Raw genomic sequence first — 21,301 nt, 5'->3', positions numbered from 1 at the left:
GGGCGATACCGCCCCCGCGTTACGCCGGCACGCCCTGGTGACTACCCTGTGGATATTCTGTGCGAATAGTGCGCAAAACCTGTGAACTGCCGTGGAAAGCCGCGCAAAGAATGACGTTCAGGTAATCACGTCAGGCGAGGTCCGGCCTGTATGGCGGGCGATACCGGCGATGGCATCGACGGCATCGATCTGCGATTGCAGCATCGCTTCCGTATTGGCGAGAATATGCCCGGAAGGCAGCTCGTAACGCTCCAAATAGACCCGCAGCGTCGCCCCTTGCGTGCCCGTGCCGGAAAGGCGGAAGACCACCCGGCTGCCATCCTCGAACAGCACGCGCACACCCTGGTTCTCGCTCACCGAATGGTCGACCGGGTCGGTGTAGGCGAAGTTGTCGGCATGGGCGACAGTCAGCGGGCCGAACGCCTTGCCCGCCAGACCGGGCAGCGATGCCTTGAGTTCGGCCATCAGCGCATCGGCAGCGGACTTGTCGATGGCCTCGTAATCGTGCCGGGCGTAATAGTTGCGGCCGAAACGCGCCCAGTGCGCCTTGGCAAGATCGTCCACGCTGATCCCGCGCACGGCCAGGATGTTCAGCCAGAGCAGCACGGCCCACAGGCCATCCTTTTCCCGCACATGGTCGGATCCGGTGCCCGCGCTTTCCTCTCCGCAGATCGTCACCTGGCCGCTATCCAGCAAGTTGCCGAAGAACTTCCAGCCTGTGGGCGTCTCATAGCAGGGAATGCCGAAAGCCTCGGCCACGCGATCGGCCGCGCCGCTGGTCGGCATCGAACGGGCAATTCCCGTCAGCCGTCCGCGATAGGCGGGCGCGATCTCGATATTGGCCGCCAGCATCGCCAGCGAATCCGACGGTGTGATATAGCGGCCGCGGCCGATGATCAGGTTCCGGTCCCCATCCCCGTCCGACGCGGCGCCGAGATCGGGCGCGTCCGGCCCCATCATCACGTCATAGAGCGCGCGGGCGTGGATCAGGTTGGGATCGGGATGGTGGCCGCCGAAATCCTCCAGCGGCACCCCGTTGATCACCGTGCCGGGCGCGAAGCCAAGCCGGCGCTCCAGAATCTCATGCGCATAAGGGCCCGTTACCGCGCTCATGGCATCGAAACGCATCGTGAAGCCGGAGGAGACGATGCGGCGGATCTCGTCGAAATCGAACAGCGTTTCCATCAGGTCGGCATAGTCTGCCACCGGATCGATCACCTGGACCGCCATATCCCCGACCATGACCTCGCCCAGCGCGTCCAGGTCGATGTCGGGGGTCTCCACCGTAAGCAGACGGTCGATCTCGGTAGTGCGATGGTGGATCGCGGCTGTCACCGTTTCGGGTGCCGGCCCGCCGTTGGCGATGTTGTACTTGATGCCGAAATCCTCGTCCGGCCCGCCGGGATTGTGGCTGGCCGAAAGGATCAGCCCGCCGCTGGCGCCGTACTTGCGGATCACATTGCTGGCCGCTGGAGTCGACAGGATACCGCCCTGCCCCACCAGCACGCGCGCATAGCCATTGGCCGCGGCCATGCGGATCGCCAGCTGGATCACCTCGCGGTTATGGAACCGCCCATCCCCGCCGATCACCAGCACTGCACCCGGCGCGGGCTTCACGGCATCGAACACGGCCTGGATAAAGTTCGCGGCATAGTTCGGCTGCTGGAAAACCCGGACTTTCTTGCGCAGGCCCGAAGTACCGGGCGCCTGGCCTTCATAGGGTGTTGTGGGAACGGTCACGATCCGGATCAAAGCGCGGGTCTCCATAAGCGGTGGGGAAAGAAGGTGTGCAATCGACGAAGTGCCAAGCTGTTCCAGTGATTATGGAATCTCCGGAACGGCTCCCCGTCGCACGAGATATGTGGAAGCGACTGGAAACAGTCTGGTGACACGGCACCCAATGTCAAATGCGCGAACGGGTCAATTCGGTGCAGCTGTGCCCCCTTTAGGACCAGTTACACGATTTTTCGCGTCAAATCAGCCCTCTGTCCCGCATGCTTACCACTGTGCTGGCACCAACGACGACGTGATCGTCCACCGAAAAGTCGAGTGCCGAGGTCACATCGATGAAATGGCGCGTGGCACGAATGTCGAATGCGCTGGGCTCCGGATTGCCGGAGGGGTGGTTGTGCGCGATCACCAACCGCCGCGCATTCAGATCGAACGCGCGGCGCACCGTGCTGCGTAGCGGCAGCGTGACCACGCTGCACTGTGTCCCCGCGTAGAAATCCTCGGCAATGAACAGCCCTTCGGCGGTGAGGAACAGCACCAGCACGCACTCTTCCCGCAAGGCGCTTAGCCGGCGCACAAGGTATCGGCGCAGGCGTGGATTGCCGGGTTCGGTAGGCTCGCCGTAAAGCGCTTCGCGGGCTGCCAGCATGGCGATGTCGCGCGCGACGGCGATTGCGGCGGCCAGGAGGTTCTGGCTGCAGGGTTCTCCACTGATGACTTCGGCCAGGGCATCAGAGGACGCGGTGTAGATGCCGCGCAAGGATCCGAAGGCGCGGATCAGGCGGAGCGCAACCTCTCTGGATTGTTCGCCGGCGTAGGGATGAAGGACGCGCGCCAGGACCGATAGTTGCCCGGCGTCTTCTGCCGCCGCATGTGAGCGATCAGGCCAAGCCCCATCGCGGTGGCCTGTACGTAAGAAGGCATTATGCTCATCGCCAGATAGGCCGGGCCGCGCAGATCCTGCGCCAGCATCGGATAGATATGGCTTGAAAAAGCGATCAACTGTGCCGCCCCTATCCACAGCGGATAGCTCCGGTTCGCGCAGAGCGCCACGGTGAGGAATACACCAAGAGCGATAGTGTCGATCGCAAAGTGGCCAACGTTCACTCCCATGACGATCACGCCCTGCTGGCTGGTGATCAAATGATAGATCCGATCGACGACCAGCATGGCCAGAAGTGTAGTGGTCAGGATGCGTTCGGGCGCCGCACCGCGGCGCAGCGCCTGAACGAACAGCACAATGAGCACGACGTGAAGCAGATAGGCCCGCGCTGCCAGGATGATCAGCATGACAGGCCCCGATCGGCCGGGATCGGCATGGTCACCCCCCGGTACCATGCCGTCCCTTGCGCGGGCGCCGCAGCGCCCGCCGTTCGGTTCAGGCGGAGAGCGCCATCCCCGTTTCCTCGATCAGTGCCGCGGAGGGCGGGCAGGCTTCGGGCTCGTCGATGATCGCGTTCACGTCGCGCCCGGCATCCAGCAGTGCGCGATGCACGCGGATCATGTCGTTCTGGCATTCCAGCAGCGACCGCTGCGATTTGGCAAGGCGCAGCAGCGCGCTCTGGCCAGTGAAGTTGGCAATGCCTTCCACCTGGCGTGCCAGAAGCATCGATTCCATGAGCCGGGCGGAAGCAAGAAGCGCCGAATCCAGCGAGCCTTCGGCCTCGGGAAGCTGGCGGGTGATGCGGGCGGTTGCTGCGGAAATCGTCATCGACATGTAGACCCTCCTTCGACGTCCCCGGCACGAACGGGGAGCCCAAGCATGACCAGGATCGAGGCTGGCTCACGAAAGCCGACCCAACGCCGTGGCAAGATCCAGGCCGAACACCGCCACGAGCAGCAACCCGCCGGCGATCAGGACCATGGCTGCCATGCGGTTTAGACCGGCATCGTTGCCATCGAGCACCTCGGGGACGAGCCGGTCTGCCGGTTCTGCCTGCCAGGGTGCTTCAATCCTGAAGGTCACCCCATCCGACAGTCGCAGCCGATCGCCCGGCTCGTCCTGCTCCCACTCTTCGGTCGCATCGGTGGCTGGAGGAACCTGAGGATTCTTGTCTGGTAGAGGATTATAGGCTGTATCTGCGGGGCGCAGGTAATGCCTGTAAGCGCGTGCAAGTTCGGCACGCGGCGGGGCGCCGGTGCGGTTGCGAACACCTTCGATGCGCTGGTTCACCGCGCTTTCGGAAATGCCCAGTTCCCAGGCGATTTCCTTGCTCGTCCGATTCTCGGCGACGAGGCGAAGCACTTCGTGCTGCTTTTCCGTCAACGATGGCAGAACCTCCAGAACCCGCCGGAACTGCGCCGGTGTCTGTTCATGTGCCCAACAATCGATTTCCATCGGACCCGTTTATCCCCGTTCCGACAGGGTACCCTCCACCCTGCCAGTCGTTATTGCTACATATATGTCGGTAACCAATTCGTGATCAACCCGCGCTCCAGTCATATACTATCGACAGAGCGCTTTCCTCACGCACGAATCGTTCATTTCGGATGGTTGCTCTGCCGATCACCGGCATTTCCTGCAATGGCTTTAACTATCCTTGAAAACCCAATACCTTAGCGGAGCTGGCCTGCTGGGTTGAGGCCGAATTGGGAGCGTCCGCGACAACTCTGCCCGGCTCATTACAATTTCTTACTATTCGAGGATTTCCGCCGGGCGCCCTGCGATCTAGCCGGGAATCATGAGGATGCCCGAACCTGTCGCCCCCCTTTCCGCCTCTCGGCCCAGCCCCCGTTCCGCTGGGGGCCGCCACGGCGTACTGTGCCTGATACTCGCCTCAACGGCGATTACCGCACCGATAGAGGCCCGCGCGCAGCAGGCTTCGCCCGCCGCCACAACCAGCGCAAAGGGCACGGCGGCCAAAACCACCAGCCAGCCCGACACCGCCGAAGACAGCGGCAGTACGGACGAGATCGTCGTCCGTGGGCAAGCCGTGCCGGGTGCGGTGATCGGCGACATCCCGCCCGAGAACCAGATCAATCAGGGCGAAATCGCCTCCTACGGCGTCGATTCGATCAGCGACCTGCTCAGCGAGATCGCCGACCAGACCGCCAGCATCTCGGGCCGCGATTCGTCCAGCGGGCCGGTCGTTCTGGTGAACGGCAAGCGCGTTTCCGGCGTCAACGAAGTGGGCGATCTGCCCGTGGAGTCGGTACTGCGCGTCGATATCCTGCCCGAGGAAGTGGCCATCAAGTACGGCTACGATGCACAGCAGAAGGTGGTGAACATCATCCTGAAGCGTCGCTTCCAGTCGCGCGTGGCCAATCTGGAGGGCGGCATGTCCACCAAGGGCGGCGGCGGCCAAGGCAACGGCGCCTTCGCCTACACCAGGATCCATGACAACGACCGCCTGAACCTGACCGGCAAAGTTTCGGGTCAAGCCTCCATCCTGGAGAGCGACCGCGACATCGTGCCCGATCCGGACAGCGGCATCACGCCGGCAGACGGCATCGCCGACGATCGCGCCTACCGCACGCTGCAGGCATCGACGCGCAATTACGCGCTGGGCGCCAGCCTTGCGCACGATCTGGGCGGATCGGCAAACCTCTCGTTCAACCTCAAAGGCACCTACAAGACCAGCCGCTCGCTGGATGGTCTGGCCACCGGCGACCTGACGGTTCCGGCCGACAATCCCTATTCGGACGGAAGCGAGGCGGCCTTCACCCGCTACCTGTCCACCGATCCGCTCAACAAGTCGGTGAATTCGGCCGACGTTTCGGCGGGATCCACCTTCAACATGGACCTGTCCAGCCGCTGGAAGCTGTCGGTGGTCGGCAGTTACGAGCACAGCGAATCGGACACCCGCACGGAGACCGGCTACGATACCGACGCGCTTCAGGCCGCGCTGGATGCCAACACCCCCTCCGTCGATCCCTACGGCCCGTTTTCGTCGGATCTGCTGGGCCAGATGCTGACCAACCGGGCGAAGTCCAACACCGATACCGGCAGCGCCAGCGCGCTGATCTTCGGCAAGCTTTTGAAGCTGCCGGCGGGCGACATGGGCGTCAGCCTGAAACTGGGCGGCGACTTCACTGCGCAATCGTCCAGCACCACTCGCAATGGATTGGTGACGGACAGCGACGCCAACCGCACCAACGGCAACGCCAAACTCTCCGTCGACATTCCGCTGACCAGCCGCAGCAAGCATTTCCTGGGCGCCATCGGATCGCTGAGCCTGAACCTCAACGGCGGGATCACCCAGGTTTCCGACTACGGCACGCTGGGCACTTTCGGCTATGGCCTGACCTGGACGCCGGTGGACGGGGTGACTGTGATCGCCGCGGTGAACGAGGATCGCAACGCGCCCACCGTATCGCAGCTGAGCGGCCCGGTGATCACCACCACCAACCAGCGCGTCTACGACTATGTGACCGGCCAGTCGGTGCTGGTGACGACGGTGACGGGCGGCAATCCGGACCTGAAGGCGGACGACCGCCACAGTTTCAAGCTGGGTCTGACCGCCAAGATTCTGGACGAGCCGAAGCTGAATTTCAGCGCCAACTACGTCAACAGCCGCAATCGCAACGCGGTGATGAGCATCGGCGGCGTGACCGAGGAAATGGAAGACGCCTTCCCCGATCGCTTCACCCGCGACGCCACGGGCACGCTGGTCGGCGTCGATGCCCGCCCGGTAAACGTCTATATGCAGCGTACCGAGCAAGTGCGCTGGGGCTTCAATTTCTCCGCCCTGCTGCGCAAGCCCAAGCGTCCCGAGCGGCCGCCATGGGCGCGCCCCGGTGAGAATGGGCAGTGGCGCGGTCGCCGTGCAGGAGAGCAAGGCGGCCAACCGGGCGGCCAGCCGTCCGGCGAAGCTGCCGGCCAGATGCCCGGCGCGCAGACGCCGCCCGGCCAGCCCGGCGCGGATGGCGAGATCACCGTCAACGGCCAGCGCGAGCAGGAAGGCCCCGGCGGCTTCGGCCCGCCTCCCGGCGGTTTCCCGCCCGACGGCCCTCCGCCGGAAGGTTTCCGCGACGGCCCGCCGCCCGATGGCTTCGGCCCGCCTCCCAGTGGTGGCCCCGGCGGACCGGGTGGCCCCGGCGGCGGACCTGGTGGCCCGGGCGGCGGCTTCGGCGGCGGACGCGGCGGACGCGGGTTCTCCGGCGGCAGCGACAATGGCGCGCGTCTGCTGGCATCGGTCTATCACACCTGGGTGCTGCGTTCGGACGTGCAGCTTACCGAGGATGGCGATACCATCGACCTGCTTCACGGCGGCACCGTCACCGGCAGCACGACGCCGCAGCACAAGATCACCGCCAGCCTTGGCGTCGTGGACAATGGCGTCGGCATGCGGCTTGAAGGCAACTGGCAGAGCGCGACCAAGGTCACTGGCGATACCATGTCGAGTTCGACCGGAGACCTCCACTTCTCCTCTCTGGCGACGCTGGACTTTCGGCTGTTTGCGAACCTGCAGAACCGGTTCCGCGGCAAGGCATGGGCGCGTGGTACGCGCGTCAGTCTGTCGATCGAGAACCTGTTCGACACGCGTCAGACGGTGACGGATGCCACCGGGGCGACGCCCTATGCCTATCAGAAGGACTATCTGGACCCGATGGGGCGCACAGTGCTGCTTTCGGTGCGGCGGATTTTCTGACGATGCGATTGCCGGGGGAGTGGTTTGCGCTCTTCGGCCGTCGCGCTTGGCTTAAGAACAAGCGGGATCCCCGCCTTCGCGGGGATGACGATGGGGGCGGGGGTGCTCAACACCCGCTAGCAACCTCAATTTTCGTCATCCCCGCGAAGGCGGGGATCCCGCTTCCTGCTTCTCCTTCCTTCTCCCGACGCTTCAGGCAAAGAAAAAGGGCAGGAGAGCCACGGCTCCCCTGCCCTTTTCTCAATCTGCCAGAAAGCAGCGAGGCGAAAACCTCACTCCTCGCCCATGCGGAGCGCGGCGATGAAGGCTTCCTGCGGGATCTGCACGTTGCCGTACTCGCGCATGCGCTTCTTGCCTTCCTTCTGTTTTTCCAGAAGCTTCTTCTTACGCGTGATGTCGCCGCCATAGCACTTGGCGGTAACGTCCTTGCGCATGGCAGAGATCGTCTCGCGCGCGATCACCTTGGCGCCGATTGCCGCCTGGATCGGGATCTTGAACATGTGCCGCGGGATCAAGTCCTTCAAACGCTCCACCAGCGCACGGCCGCGCGGTTCGGCCTGACTGCGGTGGACCACCATCGACAGCGCATCGACCGGCTCGTTGTTCACGAGGATGTTCATCATCACGAGGTCACCCTCCTGAAGCCCGATCTGCTCATAGTCGAAGCTGGCATAGCCGCGGCTGATCGACTTGAGGCGGTCGTAGAAGTCGAACACCACTTCGTTGAGCGGCAGTTCGTACGTCACCTGCGCACGGCCGCCGACGTAAGTAAGGTCCTTCTGGATACCGCGACGATCCTGACAGAGCTTCAGGATCGAACCGAGGTATTCGTCCGGCGTGTAGATCACCGCCTTGATCCACGGCTCTTCCATGAAGTCGATCTTCACCGGATCGGGCATGTCAGCCGGGTTGTGCAGTTCCTTCACGGTGCCGTCGGTCATCGTCAGGCGATAGACCACCGAAGGCGCGGTGGTGATGAGGTCGAGGTCATACTCGCGGCTCAGACGCTCCTGGATGATTTCCAGATGTAGCAGGCCCAGGAAGCCGCAGCGGAAGCCGAAGCCCAGCGCCGCGCTCGATTCCATTTCGAAGCTGAAAGAGGCGTCGTTCAGGCGCAGCTTGCCGATCGATTCGCGCAGCTTCTCGAAGTCGTTGGCGTCGACCGGGAAGAGGCCGCAGAACACCACGGACTGCACTTCCTTGTAGCCCGGCAGCGCCTGCGTGGCGCCCTGCTTCACGGTAGTGATCGTGTCGCCGACCTTGGCCTGCTCCACTTCCTTGATCTGTGCGGTGATGAAGCCGATTTCGCCCGGACCGAGTTCGGGCAGGTCGATGCGCTTGGGGGTGAAGCAGCCGACGCGGTCGACCAGATGGTCGGTGCCGCCCTGCATGAACTTGACGTTCAGGCCCTTCTTGATGACGCCGTCGATCACGCGCACCAGAATGACGACGCCCAGGTACGGATCGTACCAGGAATCGACCAGCATCGCCTTCAGCGGCGCGGTGCGGTCGCCCTTTGGGGCGGGGATCTTGGCGACGACGGCTTCGAGAATCTCGTCGATGCCAATGCCGGACTTGGCGGAGGCCAGCACGGCTTCGGACGCATCGATGCCGATCACTTCCTCGATCTCGTTGCGCACCTTTTCCGGTTCGGCGGCGGGCAAGTCGATCTTGTTGATCACGGGCACGATCTCGTGGTCGTGCTCGATCGACTGATAGACGTTGGCCAGCGTCTGCGCTTCCACGCCCTGCGCGGCGTCGACGACCAGCAGCGCGCCTTCGCATGCGGCAAGGCTGCGGCTGACTTCGTAGGCGAAGTCGACGTGGCCCGGCGTGTCCATCAGGTTCAGCTCGTAGGTGAGCCCGTCGGACGCCGTGTAGTTCAGGCGCACGGTCTGCGCCTTGATGGTGATCCCGCGTTCCTTCTCGATATCCATGTTATCGAGCACCTGCGCGCTCATCTCGCGGTCGGAGAGGCCCCCGGTGCGCTGGATAAGACGGTCGGCAAGCGTCGACTTGCCATGGTCGATGTGGGCAATGATCGAGAAATTACGGATCTGGGCGAGTTCGGTCATGGATGCGCCGTTAGCAGCGCTTGGGCCATTTGAAAATGCGGTGTGCGCGCATTTTCAGGCCCGCCATTCCGGGCGCCCGTCACACGGCTATCAGCCGACCTTGCGCAGCGGCCCGTCCTCGCTCGCCTCGAACAGGGTCCGCGACGGTGTGAACAGCACCGCGCCGTGGGCATCGAGTTCCAGCGGCGTGCCGAATTCCACGCCCATGTGATCGTCCCGGCACCAGCGTGCGGTGGCGAGAACCACGTTATCCTCGGCCAGATGGAGCGCAAAGCAGGTCTCCACCGGCACGTTCCACAGCCCTTCCACCAGCGCCCCGGTCTGCGAAACGTTGCGGATGGTGGCGTGGTAGATGTGGCCATCGTGTTCCAGCACAACCTTGCGCAGCATCGTCTGGCGCGGAGCGCGGGCCGAACGCGGCCCTTGCGCCACGGCGCTCAATCCCTGCGCCAGCCTTGCCGCCGCGCCGACGGCGGTGAGCGGCTTTTCATAGATATAGCCCTGAATGTGGCTGCAGCCCAGCAGGCGCACCAGATCCAGCTCGTCCAGCGTCTCCACGCCTTCAGCCGTGGTTTCCATGTTCAGCGCTTCGGCCAGGCTCACGATCGAAGAGATGATCGCCCCGTTGCGGCTGCCTTCGATCGTAGCGCCGCGCACGAAGCTCTGGTCGATCTTGATCTTGTCGAACGGCGCGCGCTTCAGATAGCCGAGCGAGGAATAGCCGGTGCCGAAATCGTCCAGCGCCAGACGCACACCCACCGACTTCAGTGCCGCGAACATGCCTTCGGTGGACTTGTCTTCGCCCAGGAACACGCTTTCCGTAATTTCCAGCTCCAGACGGCCGGCGGCAATTCCCGCATCGGCGATGGCCCGCGTGACGATCTCCGGCAGCGCCGGGTTGGAGAACTGCAACGGCGAGACATTGACTGCCACGCGCACGTCTTCCGGCCAATCGGCCAGATCGCGGCAGGCGGTGCGCAGTGCCCATTCACCGATCTGGGCAACCAGTCCGGTCTCCTCCGCCACCGGCACGAACTTGGCGGGCGACAGGTAACCGTGGCGCGGATGGTTCCAGCGCAGCAGCGCCTCGAACCCGGTGATACGCTCGGTCGTCGTGTGGATTTGCGGCTGGTAGTGCAGTTCCAGCGTGCCCAGCACGATGGCGTCGCGCAGGTCCTGCTCCAGCTGCTGGCGCTCCTTGGCGTCCGAGTGCAGGTCGTCGTCGTAGAAGTAATGCCGCCCGCGCCCGCTGCCCTTGGCGGCATAGAGCGCAAGGTCGGCGTTGCGGATGATCTCTTCGGCCGTGCTGCCGTTTTCCGGGCAGAGCGATATGCCGATGGAGGCACCGATGGTCACCCGCACGCCGTCGATTTCGTAAGGCTGCGACAGGTTTTCGATAATCCGGCGCGCGATATGGGCAAGGCCCTCGTGCTGGTGATGGCCGGGTAGCAGCACTTTGAACTCGTCCCCGCCCAGGCGCCCCACGCGGCCCATCGCGCCCACCGTGGTGGTCAGGCGTTCGGCCACTTGCTTCAGCAGGGCGTCACCGGCCGGGTGGCCCATCGTGTCATTGACCTGCTTGAAACGGTCGAGATCGAGCAGGAACACCGCGCAGGCCCGGCTTTCCAGCCGCGGAGAGGTCAGGATCTTCTCCAGCCATTCCGCCATCTGGAATCGGTTGGCGAGCGAGGTCAGCGAATCGAACCGCGCCAGCAAGGTAACATGCTGCTGCGACTTGCGGGTTTCGGTCAGATCCGTGCCTGACCCACGAAAACCCAGGAAATTGTGGAACTGGTCCAGCACCGGCCGGCCGGAGATCGACCACCAGCGCTCATCCGCCTCACCCGTGGCCGCCCGCACCGTCAGGTCCTGAAACGAAGACCGTGTGGCGAGATGGAAGGCCAGCGTGCGTTCGCTTTCGGGCTGCCCGTCCGCCTCGACATGGAACAGGCTGGTAAAAGGCCGGCCCGCCACTTCGTCCTGCGTGCAGCCCAGCAGCTGGGCAATGCGCGGGGAGACATACGTGACCATGCCGCGCCGGTCGCTTTCCCAGAACCAGCCCTGCCCGGTATCCTCGTACTCGCCCAGAAGTTCCTCGGCGCGGTGCTGGCGCATGTCCTGCTCGGCCCGGTGTGCCGATTCGGCGGCGGCCTCGCGCACTTGCCGCATGGCCACCACCAGCCCCAAGCCGCAGCCCGCCGCCAGCAGGCCGAACGAATAGACCGAGGCCGAAGGCAGCGACGCCCCGAACCACAGCGCCACCGTGGCCGCCACGATGGAGGTCATCCGGCCGTTCAGCAGCACCGTCGCCAGCAAGACCAGCAGGACGTGCGCCTTGACCGTGTAGCCCGCATCGACCGCCGACGCCCACAGCGAGGTGGCAAGGCCGAACAGTGCCATCGGCACGCCGATCGCCAGCAGCATCAACGGATAGCGCATCGGGCTGTCGTGTCGGCGTCGCTCCTCGATTCGCGCCAGCAAGGGCGCGGCAAGGCAGCCGGCCATCGCCAACAGCGCCAGCAGAATAGTCGCCCGCCCCGGCCGAGTGCCGGAAAGCACCGCGGTCATCGCCAGCACGCATACCATCGCCGGGGCCATCAGCTCCCACCGACGCGCGACGAAGTAAAACAGCGGATCGCTGCTGGGCCCCTTGGGCCGCAACTGCGCAAAATTCCCGGCCATGCCGCGCGATTCGGCGGTGACGGGCAAATCGGCAACGGGATTGTCCGTAACGGGCGAATCCGTATCGGCTGCCGTACGCACCCGAGCACGCACCTGCAAAAGCCCGGATTCGCGCCCGCCCGGCACGCCCTTGCGCACGGTGTGCCGTTTCCTGCGGGAACCTGTCATCGCCATGCCCCGCTCTTGCGGCCCGGCCCATTTCAAAAGGGTTAAATCCGCAGCGGCTCAAAAGGGCAAAAATCCGATTTTGCGGCGCGTTACAGGGGCTAACGCGTAGATTAACGGCTGGTCGCAAGTGGGCGTTTTCGCTTGCCCCGCCCCCTGCCCCATGCTTGCTTGTTTTTTGACGGGGCGCACGCCCGGTGCGCTCTTTCACGGGAGAGCAAGTCCATGCGACATATCGCGATCGTGGGTTCGGGGCCGGCCGGCTACTACACGGCCGAAGCAGCGCTCAGACAATGGGGGGACGGGGTTCGGGTCGACATTTTCGACGCCTTGCCGGTGCCCTTCGGACTCATCCGCAGCGGCGTCGCCCCCGATCACCAGTCGATCAAGGGCGTCTCGCGCCGATACGAGGCAACCGCGCAGACTGACAATGTGCGCTTCATCGGCAATGTCTGGATCGGCCGCGACGTCACCGTGGGCGAACTGCGCGAACTCTATGATGCGGTGGTACTGGCCACCGGCGCGCCGAACGATCGCAAGCTTGGCCTGCCCGGTGAGGATCTGGCCAATGTCTTCGGCTCCGCCGCCTTCGTCGGCTGGTACAACGGCCACCCGCACTTCTCCGGCCTTAACCCGCAGCTTGCGCACGATACGGCGGTGGTGATCGGCAACGGCAATGTCGCTCTGGACGTTGCGCGCATCCTGGCGAAGTCGCAGAAGGAGTTCGAAGGCTCCGACATCGTCACCCATGCGCTGAAGGCGCTGACCGGATCGCGAGTGCGCCGCATCGTCATCCTTGGCCGGCGCGGGCCGTTCCAGATCGCCATGACGCCCAAGGAACTGGGCGAATTGACCCTGCTCAGCCGCGCCCGCCCGCATGTGGACGCGGCAGACCTTCCGGCCGAAACCGGCGATGCCGCGCTCGATCCCGGCCAGCGCAAGGCCGTGGGCCACTTGCGCAGCTTCGCCAAGGCCGCGCCTGCCGAGCCGCAAGTGGACGAAGTCTCCATCGAATTCGACTTCTACGCCGCCCCCCGCGCGATTCTGGGTGACGGCCGCGTCGAAGCGGTGGAAGTGGAGCGCACCCGGCTGGAGGATGGCAAGGCGGTCGGCACCGGGGAGACCTATCGCATTCCCGCCGGGCTGGTCGTCGCCTGCATCGGCTACCAGACCTCCCCGATTCCGGACGTGCCCTATGACGATCAGCACGGCCGCTTCGCCAACGAAGACGGGCGGATCGCACCGGGGCTCTACTGCGTCGGTTGGGCCCGGCGCGGGCCTACCGGCACCATCGGCACCAATCGGCCGGACGGCTTCGCCATCGTCGAACGCATTGCCGAGGATCTGGGCGGCTTCCGCGCCGACGGCGCCGGCAAGCCCGGCCGCCCCGGATTCGACGCGCTCGCGGCCGAACGCGGGATCGACTACGTGAAGTTCACCGATTGGCAGAAGATCGACGAGGCGGAAGTCGCCAATGCCCGCAACGGCGCGCCCCGCGAAAAGTTCGTGGCGGTGGAACAGATGATCGAGGCGGCCGGCAAGCGGTAAGCTTGCCGTCGGGGCCATCCTTTCGGCCCTCATCATTGCGAGCGAAGCGAAGCAATCCAGGGCAGTTTACGCCGCTCTGGATTGCTTCGTCGGCTTCGCCGCCCCAGCCCCACAACCTTACGGCGATTTCATTGGTTCGCCCCCAACCCGCTGCTATGCGCAATGGATTGGCGAACAGGGGGTTACGCGACATGAAGATAATGCACGTTGGCGCTGCTTTGGCGGCGGCGCTGATGCTGGCCGCGCCGTCGGGCATGGTCGATTCCAGGGCCGAGGCCAAGGCCGGCTCCACGCCGATAGTCGGACAACCCGCGCCCGATTTCGAAATCACCCTGATGGACGGCAGCAAAGTAACGCTTGCGCAGCTTCGCGGGCAGGTCGTCGTGCTCAATTTCTGGGCGACCTGGTGTGTGCCCTGCCGGACCGAACTCCCCACGCTGGACAGGTACTATGCGATACAGTCCAAGCACGGGCTGAAGGCCTTCGCCATCACCACGCAGGATTCGCTGCCGCTGTACCAGTTGAAGGCCCTGTTCAAGGCCATGGCGATCCCGGCAGGCCGCAGGATCAAGGGCCCTTATGGACCGCTGACCGGCGTACCGACGAACTTCGTGATCGATAGGGCCGGGGTGGTGCGCTACGCCAAGGCAGGCGCTTTCGATCTGGACGATCTCAACGCGGTATTGATCCCGCTGCTGGCTGAAAAGCCGCCGGCCTGATTGGCTTTAGGCAAGCCAACTTCCAAGAACTGTTTCAAATCCCTTTTTCTTGTTACGGTTTGATGACAGTTCATCGAAATAAATTATTGTTATTCTTATGATTTTTTAGACTTTCCGGTCTAGTTCACCATCCGCAAATCAAGTCCTGGACCGGAGATCGTTCGACTATCTCCGGTCAGACAAAGAATTTCGGGTGCGCTGATGTCATCATGGAAACCGGCCGTCGGCCGACTATTCTCTTCGCTGGAAACGCGCCTTGTCGGCGCCCTGATCCTGATCGTCGTGGCGACCGGCCTGCTGCAAATCGTCACCCAGCGTGAGGCATTCGGGCTGCGCCGCGACGGCGAGGCACTGGTTCATGCATCGGCCATTGCCGAAAATGCGGACCAGTTCGCCGAAGCGGTGGGCAAGCTGCGCATGGCCACCAATCGCGGCCTTGCCGCCAGTGACGAAGACGGCACCGGTAACGAGCTTACCGATGCCGCCATTGCCATCGGCGACAAGCTGGGCCGGCTGCGCAATAGCGGCATGGCGCTCTATGACCTTCCCGAAGCGTCCGATCCCTTTGCCGATCTGGATCGCCACGTTGCCGCGATCCTGGCAGTCCAGTCCGGCGATATCGCCCGGCGCGGGCTGATCAACCGGATCGAAACGCGCAACAATGCCATGGCGGTGCTGGCCACGCGCATCGTCGAGCGCGCCCATGCAGAACGCGAAGCCGCCCAGCGCCGCCTCGTCGCCTCCATCGCGCGCTGGCAGCTGCTGGTGCTGAGCGCCGGGCTGGTCACCATCCTGATCGTTTCGCTGGTGCTGTTCGATATCCTGAAGAACATCCTGCCCGCCGTGCGCCGGATGCACCGATCGCTGCAGAGCCTTGCCAACGGCGATCTCGATATCGAGATCGGCTCTTTCCGCCTCAAGGAACTTCAAGACCTGTCCGGCCCGCTGGAAACCTTCCGCCGCAATGCGAAGGCCGTGAAGAATCTGGCCTTCAGCGATGCCGCCACCGGCCTGCCCAACCGCCGCGCGTTTCAGGAAGACGTCAGCTGGCTGCTCAGCGCCGCGCCGGAGCACCACTTCGCCTGCATGCTGATCGATATCGACCGGTTCAAGCACATCAACGATGATTACGGCCACGCCGCGGGTGACGAACTCGTCCGCCTGATCGGCGGGCGGCTGAAGACCAACCTTGGCGATTCCAGCATCGTCGCGCGCGTGGGCGGTGACGAATTCGCCGTCTGCATCGAGCTTTCGGCCGGCGAATCCGTAACCGGGCTGGCCTCGCGCCTTACCGATTCGATGCGCACGCCGTTCAGTCTGGGCGAATATTCGGTGGCGATCACCGTCTCGATCGGCGTCACCGAAGTGGCGGCATCGCCCGATGCGGATATCGATGAGATCCTGCGCAACGCCGACATGGCGCTCTATGCCTCCAAGAAGACCGGCCGCAACTGCGCGACCGGCTTCGCGCCGCAGATGGCGGAAGAACGCGCCGTGGACCGCGCGCTGGAAAAGGACCTGGAAGCCGCATTCGAAAAGGGCGAACTGCGAATGGTCTACCAGCCGATCCACCCGGTTTCCGACAAGGCACGCGAAGTGGAAGCGCTGGTCCGCTGGAAGCATCCCGCGCTGGGCGAAGTGCCGCCCTCCACCTTCATCCCCGCGGCCGAGCGCAGCGGGCTGATGGTGCGGCTGGGCGAATGGATCATCCGCCGCGCGCTGCAGGACTTTGCTCAGTGGCCGCAGGACATGCTGATGAGCATCAACCTCTCGCCCCTGCAGCTGCAGCACGACGGATTCAGCGCCTTCCTGCTGGATGCCTGCGGCCGCCACGGCATCGCCCCGCACCGGCTGTTTCTGGAAGTGACGGAATCGCTCTCCATCGAACGCAACACCCGCGCGCTGCTGACGCTGAACCTGCTCCGCAACCTGGGCTTCCGCATCGCGCTGGACGATTTCGGCACCGGCTATTCGTCACTGTCGATGGTCAAGAGCTTCAAGTTCGATCGCATGAAGCTGGATCGTAGCCTGGTCATGGACCTTGGGCAGGATCCCGCCTCCGTCGCGGTGCTGGAAGCGGCGGTGACGATGGCGCGCCACGTCGGTGCCGAAGTCGTGGCCGAAGGGATCAGCGAGGAGCATCTGATCGACGCGACCAAAGGCGCCGGCTGCACGCACCTACAAGGCTATTTCTACAGCCGGCCGATCGAGGCGAACGAGGTGCCGAACTATTTCACCGCGTCGATGATACCGCAGAGCGAAGTCGCCTGACGTCACACTGGGCGCATAAGAAAAAGGGCCGGGGTTCGCACCCCGGCCCTTTTCCGTTTCAGCGATAAGGCCTGCGATCAGACGCGCATCGGCATCAGCACGTAGAGCGCCGGGCTCTTTTCGTCCTGACGGATCAGCGTCGGCGCGCCGGCGTCGGCAAGGTGCAGTTCCACCGTGTCGCCGTCGATCTGGCCAAGGATGTCCTTGAGATAGTTGGCATTGAAGCCGATCTCGAAACCATCCGAGGAATAGTCCGCCGGCACTTCTTCGGCCGCCGTGCCGTTGTCCGGCGAGGTGACCGAAAGCGTCACGCGGTCCTGCTCCAGCGCCATCTTCACGGCACGGGTCTTTTCGGTAGCGATGGTCGCAACGCGGTCCACGCCTTCGAAGAAGCTCTTGGGATCGACCTTCAGCAGCTTGTCGTTCCCGGTCGGGATGACGCGCGTGTAGTCCGGGAACGTGCCGTCGATCAGCTTGCTGGTCAGCACCACGCCGTGCTCACCGCCCAGCGTGAAGCGGATCTTGCTGGCAGAAAGGTCAACCAGCACGTTGGTGTCCAGCGCTTCTTCCAGCAGCTTGCGCAATTCGGCCACGCACTTGCGCGGCACGATCACGTCCGGCATCCCCTGCGCGCCTTCGGGGCGGGCCAGGGTGAAGCGAGCGAGGCGGTGGCCGTCGGTGGCGGCGGCCTTCAGCTCGTCATCGGTGACGTGCAGGAAGATGCCGTTGAGGTAATAGCGCGTTTCCTCGGTCGAAATCGCGAAGCGCGTGCGATCGATCAGCTGGCCCAGCGTTGCCGCCGAGATTTCGAAGCTGGTCGGCAGTTCGCCCTCGGCAATCACCGGGAAATCGTCACGCGGCAGCGTCGGCAGCTGGAAGCGGCTGCGCCCGGCCTTGACGACCATGCGGTTGTCCGAAGCGTCGAGGCTGACCTGGCTGCCATCGGGCAGCTTGCGCGCGATGTCGAACAGCAGGTGCGCAGACACGGTGATCGCGCCGGCCTGCTCTACCGAGACCGCACCGAGGGTCTCGACCACTTGCAGGTCAAGGTCGGTCGCCATGATACGCAGGGAGCCGGTGCCCGAAGCCTCGATCAGCACGTTCGAGAGAATGGGAATGGTGTTGCGCCGCTCAACAACGGACTGCACGTGGCTGAGGCAGCGCAGGAGCGTGGAACGTTCGATGGTGGCCTTCATGTCAGCCTCAGGTCCCCCTTGGTCGGGCTTGGGACGCCCGGTTGACACGGACAATCCCGAATTTCAGGACGAATATCTCTAGCGAACGTAAGGCTTGCGGCAAGCGAGTAATGGCCCACTCAAGGCGAAACTGGGGATAAATCGGGGGGTTCTGCCGTGTTTTGAACGGTTCCGGCACATTCCGCCGCACGATCCGGGCCGGACGGCACCTTCCCCTTGCCCTAAACGTTAGCGCAGAGCATGCTGCACTGCACCCCCAATAACCCCGAAATCGTGGGAGCCTAACGACTTGTCTCTAGGTTTGCGCATCGAACGCAAGGACGAAAGCGGCGAAATCAAGCCCATCACCTTGCCCGAATGGAAGGATGCCGTTGGCGGTATCGAAGGGGTTCGCCTTGCCGAAGGCGATGCCAACGCGCTCAATCCCGTTACCCGCGAATGGGTGGTGATGCCGAACCGCGGTGGCGATGTCGAAGTATGGCGCGATGGCTACGACGGCTGGCTGCGCGCACTCTGGTGGTCGCCCAACGGCACCGTAAGCTTCAGCGCGCCCGATCCGGAACCGGACGGGCACTCGATCCTGGCCGTAGCGCGCGATCTGGCAGGCAAGCTGGGTGCCAATATCGTCAACGCAGACGGCGCCATTCACGACTGAGACTTCAGCGCCTTCCCCAGACAGATCGACTGCGGCCGATCCGCATAGCGCCCGTATGGCGGGATCTCTCCGTATCCATGGCGTTCGTAGAACGAGACTGCGCGAGCGTTCACGCGCCGGGTGGAGAGCCACGCCGCGCCGTATCCATCGGCAAGTGCAGCCGCTTCGAGATGGACGAGAATCAGCCCGCCGCAGCCCTGCTCGGCATACATGCGCTTGATTTCAGCCACGTCGGCCTCAAGCGGCCGGTAAGCGCCGCAGCCGATCGCGTTGCCCTGCCCGTCCCGCGCGATCACGAACAGCGCGCGCGGCACGAGTACATCGTCATGATCGAACGATGAGGTGCCTCCGTCGCCGGTAATGGCGGCGAGCGCCCCGGAAAGGCGCGCCATCACCGCAGCAGCATCGGGATCGCGCGGATCGCAGGGCTCCACCCTCACCATCCGCGCCAAACCCGACATCACCTCAGATCATCACCATGCCGCCGTTGACGTGGATCGTCTGGCCGGTGACGTAGCCTGCTTCCTTGGAGGCGAGGAACACGGCGGCAGAGGCGATATCCTCGCCCTCACCCATGCGGCCCATCGGGATGCGGCCGTTCAGCGCGTCCTTCTGCGCGTCGGGCAGAACGTCGGTCATCGCGGTACGGATGAAGCCCGGCGCGATGCAGTTCACGGTGACGTTGCGGCTGGCGAGTTCCTGCGCGAGGCTCTTCGACATGGCGGTGATGCCGCCCTTCGCCGCGCAGTAGTTCATCTGGCCGGGGTTGCCGGTGGTGCCGACGACCGAGGTGACGTTGATGATGCGGCCGAAGCGCGCCTTCATCATCGGCTTGGTCACGGCGCGCATCAGGCGGAAAGTCGATTCGAGGTTGATCTTGATGACCTGATCCCACTCCTCGTCCTTCATGCGCATGGCGAGGTTGTCGCGGGTGATGCCGGCGTTGTTGATCAGGATGTCGATCTTGCCCAGCGATTCGAGCGCGGCGGGAACCAGCTTCTCGACCTGCTCGGGATCACCCAGATTGCAGGCGATGGCGACATGATCGACGTCCTGCACATGCTGCGGGGTGTGCTCGTCCAGCTCATCGCGGAAGGCGCGCAGCTTGTCCGCGTTCGAGCCCGAGATGGCGAGGCGCGCACCCTGCGCGGCCAGCGCGCGGGCAACGGCGGAACCGATGCCGCCCGAGGCGCCGGTGACGAGGGCGGTCATTCCGTTGAGGTTGAACATCTGGGTCACTCCGTGATGGCTTTAGTTGTAACGGGTTCGCGCAAAGGCGCAAAGGCGCGAAGGCCTCAGCGATCGGATCGATGGTTGTTCACCAACCGCCGAATTCCTTCCTTCATCGTTTCACCCGAGAAATTGAGCAGCAGCCCTAGGGGCTGATCGAGCAAACGCAAGTAGGTGAGAACCTGCTTGGCATGGGCGCGGCTGAGATTTTCCACCGACTTGATTTCGATGACGAGACTGTTCTCGATCAGTAGATCCACCCTGAAAGCCGCTGGAAAATGCATATCGTCGAAACGGATATCGACCGGCTTCTGCCGGTCAACCTTGTATCCCCGGCGCTCCAGTTCAGCCCCGAGGACAGTTTCGTACACGCTTTCCAGCAAGCCTGGACCAAGGCCGCGATGTATTCGAACGGCAGCATCAACGACATCTGCGCTGATCGCATCGACATCAACCAAGGCCGCCCCCTTTGCGCCTTCGCGCCTTTGCGCGAACTCTTAAAGGCCCTTCGCCAGTTCCTCGATCTCAGCCATGGTCACGGCGGAGATCACTTCCACCTCACCGGCCGAACGCTTGATCATCGGGCCGAGCACCTTGCCGCCGAGTTCGGCGAACGTCTCGACGCCCGCCTCGCGCATGGCGATCGCGCTTTCACGCCAACGGACGCGGCCGGTGACCTGCTCGACCAGCAGGCGCTGGACTTCGGCGGGATCGGTGACGACCGAGGCGGTGACATTGGCGAACAGCGGCACATGCAGGCTGCCCGGAGGGGTCGTGGCCAGCGCCTCCGCCATGGCATCGGCAGCGGGCTGCATCAGCGGGCAATGGAACGGCGCCGACACCGGCAACAGCACGCCGCGCTTGATGCCGTGGTCCTTCACCAGCGCGATGGCGCGCTCGATGGCTTCCTTGTGGCCGGAGATCACGACCTGCGTGGGGTCGTTGTCGTTGGCGACGGTGCAGACCTGGCCTTCGGCAGCGGCTTCAGCCAGCGCGGTGGCCTTTTCGATATCGGCGCCGAGCAGCGCAGCCATGGCGCCAAGACCGACCGGAACGGCGGCCTGCATCGACTGGCCGCGCAGCTTCAGCAGGCGCGCGGTGTCGGCAAGGCTGAAGGCACCAGCGGCGCAAAGCGCGGTATATTCGCCCAGCGAGTGACCGGCGACGAAGTCCGCCTTGTCGGCGAGCGTGATGCCGCCTTCCTTTTCCAGCACGCGCAGAACGGCGATGGCATTGGCCATGATCGCCGGCTGGGCGTTTTCGGTGAGGGTCAGCTCCTCTTCGGGGCCCTGCGTCATCACGCGGAAGAGGTTCTGGCCGAGCGCCTCGTCCACTTCCTGGAAGACTTCGCGCGCGACGGCGCTGGCTTCGGCGAGTTCGGCGCCCATGCCGACCTTCTGGCTGCCCTGTCCCGGAAAAACGAATGCACGCATCTTGG

General features: G+C 64.1%; 17 protein-coding genes. 5 read left to right on the top strand and 12 right to left on the bottom strand.

Annotation, left to right across the window (positions count from 1 at the left end):
• Positions 1-117 precede the first annotated feature (117 nt).
• The 5 genes from ACZ1JC_RS18050 to ACZ1JC_RS18030 all read right to left on the bottom strand — a co-directional run bounded on the left by ACZ1JC_RS18050 (position 118) and on the right by ACZ1JC_RS18030 (position 4,069).
• The gene (locus tag ACZ1JC_RS18050) at positions 118-1,767 is read right to left on the bottom strand and encodes an alpha-D-glucose phosphate-specific phosphoglucomutase (protein WP_465148392.1); all 1,650 of its coding nucleotides are present in this window, start codon (positions 1,765-1,767) and stop codon (positions 118-120) included.
• Between the two features lie 205 nt (positions 1,768-1,972).
• Positions 1,973-2,491: a JAB domain-containing protein gene (locus tag ACZ1JC_RS18045; protein WP_465135565.1), complete on the bottom strand. Its 519-nt coding sequence runs from the start codon at positions 2,489-2,491 to the stop codon at positions 1,973-1,975.
• 17 nt (positions 2,492-2,508) lie between these two features.
• Positions 2,509-3,021 (bottom strand): hypothetical protein, encoded by a 513-nt coding sequence (locus ACZ1JC_RS18040; RefSeq protein ID WP_465135566.1) that lies wholly within the window; start codon positions 3,019-3,021, stop codon positions 2,509-2,511.
• 88 nt (positions 3,022-3,109) lie between these two features.
• Positions 3,110-3,448, bottom strand: coding sequence for a hypothetical protein (locus ACZ1JC_RS18035; RefSeq protein ID WP_465135567.1), 339 nt, complete (start codon positions 3,446-3,448; stop codon positions 3,110-3,112).
• Positions 3,449-3,514: 66 nt separating this feature from the next.
• Positions 3,515-4,069 carry a helix-turn-helix domain-containing protein gene (locus tag ACZ1JC_RS18030; protein WP_465135568.1) on the bottom strand — a complete coding sequence of 185 codons (555 nt, stop codon included), beginning with the start codon at positions 4,067-4,069 and terminating at the stop codon, positions 3,515-3,517.
• 349 nt (positions 4,070-4,418) lie between these two features.
• Here ACZ1JC_RS18030 and ACZ1JC_RS18025 point away from each other — a divergent pair, with 349 nt between their 5' ends.
• Entirely contained in the window at positions 4,419-7,322 is a 2,904-nt protein-coding gene (locus tag ACZ1JC_RS18025; protein WP_465135569.1) for a TonB-dependent receptor, read from the top strand.
• Between the two features lie 272 nt (positions 7,323-7,594).
• On the opposite strand, the gene lepA is transcribed toward ACZ1JC_RS18025, so the two are convergent.
• Both lepA and ACZ1JC_RS18015 read right to left on the bottom strand, forming a co-directional pair.
• Positions 7,595-9,397 carry a translation elongation factor 4 gene (gene lepA / locus ACZ1JC_RS18020; protein ID WP_465135570.1) on the bottom strand — a complete coding sequence of 601 codons (1,803 nt, stop codon included), beginning with the start codon at positions 9,395-9,397 and terminating at the stop codon, positions 7,595-7,597.
• Positions 9,398-9,487: 90 nt separating this feature from the next.
• A complete protein-coding gene (locus tag ACZ1JC_RS18015; RefSeq protein WP_465138554.1) occupies positions 9,488-12,247 on the bottom strand; it encodes an EAL domain-containing protein in 2,760 nt (919 codons plus the stop codon).
• Positions 12,248-12,469: 222 nt separating this feature from the next.
• On the opposite strand from ACZ1JC_RS18015, the gene ACZ1JC_RS18010 reads away from it, so the two are divergent.
• The 3 genes from ACZ1JC_RS18010 to ACZ1JC_RS18000 all read left to right on the top strand — a co-directional run bounded on the left by ACZ1JC_RS18010 (position 12,470) and on the right by ACZ1JC_RS18000 (position 16,782).
• Positions 12,470-13,792 carry an FAD-dependent oxidoreductase gene (locus ACZ1JC_RS18010; RefSeq protein WP_465135571.1) on the top strand — a complete coding sequence of 441 codons (1,323 nt, stop codon included), beginning with the start codon at positions 12,470-12,472 and terminating at the stop codon, positions 13,790-13,792.
• 191 nt (positions 13,793-13,983) lie between these two features.
• On the top strand, positions 13,984-14,511 hold the full coding sequence (locus ACZ1JC_RS18005) for a TlpA family protein disulfide reductase (RefSeq protein ID WP_465135572.1): 528 nt from the start codon (positions 13,984-13,986) through the stop codon (positions 14,509-14,511).
• Positions 14,512-14,712: 201 nt separating this feature from the next.
• A complete protein-coding gene (locus ACZ1JC_RS18000) occupies positions 14,713-16,782 on the top strand; it encodes a putative bifunctional diguanylate cyclase/phosphodiesterase (RefSeq protein WP_465135573.1) in 2,070 nt (689 codons plus the stop codon).
• A 77-nt stretch (positions 16,783-16,859) separates the two neighbouring features.
• Here the strand turns inward: ACZ1JC_RS18000 and dnaN are convergent, their stop codons facing one another.
• Positions 16,860-17,978, bottom strand: a complete 1,119-nt coding sequence (dnaN, locus tag ACZ1JC_RS17995; RefSeq protein ID WP_465135574.1) for a DNA polymerase III subunit beta — start codon at positions 17,976-17,978, stop codon at positions 16,860-16,862.
• A 289-nt stretch (positions 17,979-18,267) separates the two neighbouring features.
• Between dnaN and ACZ1JC_RS17990 the strand changes: the two genes are divergently transcribed.
• Entirely contained in the window at positions 18,268-18,633 is a 366-nt protein-coding gene (locus ACZ1JC_RS17990) for a hypothetical protein (RefSeq protein WP_465135575.1), read from the top strand.
• Here the strand turns inward: ACZ1JC_RS17990 and ACZ1JC_RS17985 are convergent.
• From ACZ1JC_RS17985 to fabD, 4 genes are all read right to left on the bottom strand, one after another.
• Positions 18,624-19,094, bottom strand: a complete 471-nt coding sequence (locus tag ACZ1JC_RS17985; protein ID WP_465135576.1) for a GNAT family N-acetyltransferase — start codon at positions 19,092-19,094, stop codon at positions 18,624-18,626. The genes ACZ1JC_RS17990 and ACZ1JC_RS17985 overlap by 10 nt on opposite strands.
• A gap of 4 nt (positions 19,095-19,098) precedes the next feature.
• Positions 19,099-19,863 (bottom strand): 3-oxoacyl-[acyl-carrier-protein] reductase, encoded by a 765-nt coding sequence (fabG, locus tag ACZ1JC_RS17980; protein ID WP_465135577.1) that lies wholly within the window; start codon positions 19,861-19,863, stop codon positions 19,099-19,101.
• 65 nt (positions 19,864-19,928) lie between these two features.
• Positions 19,929-20,321: a GxxExxY protein gene (locus tag ACZ1JC_RS17975; RefSeq protein ID WP_465135578.1), complete on the bottom strand. Its 393-nt coding sequence runs from the start codon at positions 20,319-20,321 to the stop codon at positions 19,929-19,931.
• A 39-nt stretch (positions 20,322-20,360) separates the two neighbouring features.
• Positions 20,361-21,296, bottom strand: coding sequence for an ACP S-malonyltransferase (gene fabD / locus ACZ1JC_RS17970; protein WP_465135579.1), 936 nt, complete (start codon positions 21,294-21,296; stop codon positions 20,361-20,363).
• Between the last annotated feature and the right edge of the window lie 5 nt (positions 21,297-21,301).

Source organism: Sphingomonas sp. BL-S-28 (genome assembly GCF_055521515.1).
Note: the sequence above shows the minus strand (reverse complement) of the source record. Positions and strands in the feature narration are given on the sequence as shown.

Coding starts and splice junctions, on each gene's coding strand:
- ACZ1JC_RS18050 (WP_465148392.1), bottom strand. CDS start 1,767: ATGGAGACCCGCGCTTTGATCCGGATCGTGACCGTTCCCACAACACCC.
- ACZ1JC_RS18040 (WP_465135566.1), bottom strand. CDS start 3,021: ATGCTGATCATCCTGGCAGCGCGGGCCTATCTGCTTCACGTCGTGCTC.
- ACZ1JC_RS18035 (WP_465135567.1), bottom strand. CDS start 3,448: ATGTCGATGACGATTTCCGCAGCAACCGCCCGCATCACCCGCCAGCTT.
- ACZ1JC_RS18030 (WP_465135568.1), bottom strand. CDS start 4,069: ATGGAAATCGATTGTTGGGCACATGAACAGACACCGGCGCAGTTCCGG.
- ACZ1JC_RS18025 (WP_465135569.1), top strand. CDS start 4,419: ATGCCCGAACCTGTCGCCCCCCTTTCCGCCTCTCGGCCCAGCCCCCGT.
- lepA (WP_465135570.1), bottom strand. CDS start 9,397: ATGACCGAACTCGCCCAGATCCGTAATTTCTCGATCATTGCCCACATC.
- ACZ1JC_RS18015 (WP_465138554.1), bottom strand. CDS start 12,247: ATGACAGGTTCCCGCAGGAAACGGCACACCGTGCGCAAGGGCGTGCCG.
- ACZ1JC_RS18010 (WP_465135571.1), top strand. CDS start 12,470: ATGCGACATATCGCGATCGTGGGTTCGGGGCCGGCCGGCTACTACACG.
- ACZ1JC_RS18005 (WP_465135572.1), top strand. CDS start 13,984: ATGAAGATAATGCACGTTGGCGCTGCTTTGGCGGCGGCGCTGATGCTG.
- ACZ1JC_RS18000 (WP_465135573.1), top strand. CDS start 14,713: ATGTCATCATGGAAACCGGCCGTCGGCCGACTATTCTCTTCGCTGGAA.
- dnaN (WP_465135574.1), bottom strand. CDS start 17,978: ATGAAGGCCACCATCGAACGTTCCACGCTCCTGCGCTGCCTCAGCCAC.
- ACZ1JC_RS17985 (WP_465135576.1), bottom strand. CDS start 19,094: ATGTCGGGTTTGGCGCGGATGGTGAGGGTGGAGCCCTGCGATCCGCGC.
- fabG (WP_465135577.1), bottom strand. CDS start 19,863: ATGTTCAACCTCAACGGAATGACCGCCCTCGTCACCGGCGCCTCGGGC.
- fabD (WP_465135579.1), bottom strand. CDS start 21,296: ATGCGTGCATTCGTTTTTCCGGGACAGGGCAGCCAGAAGGTCGGCATG.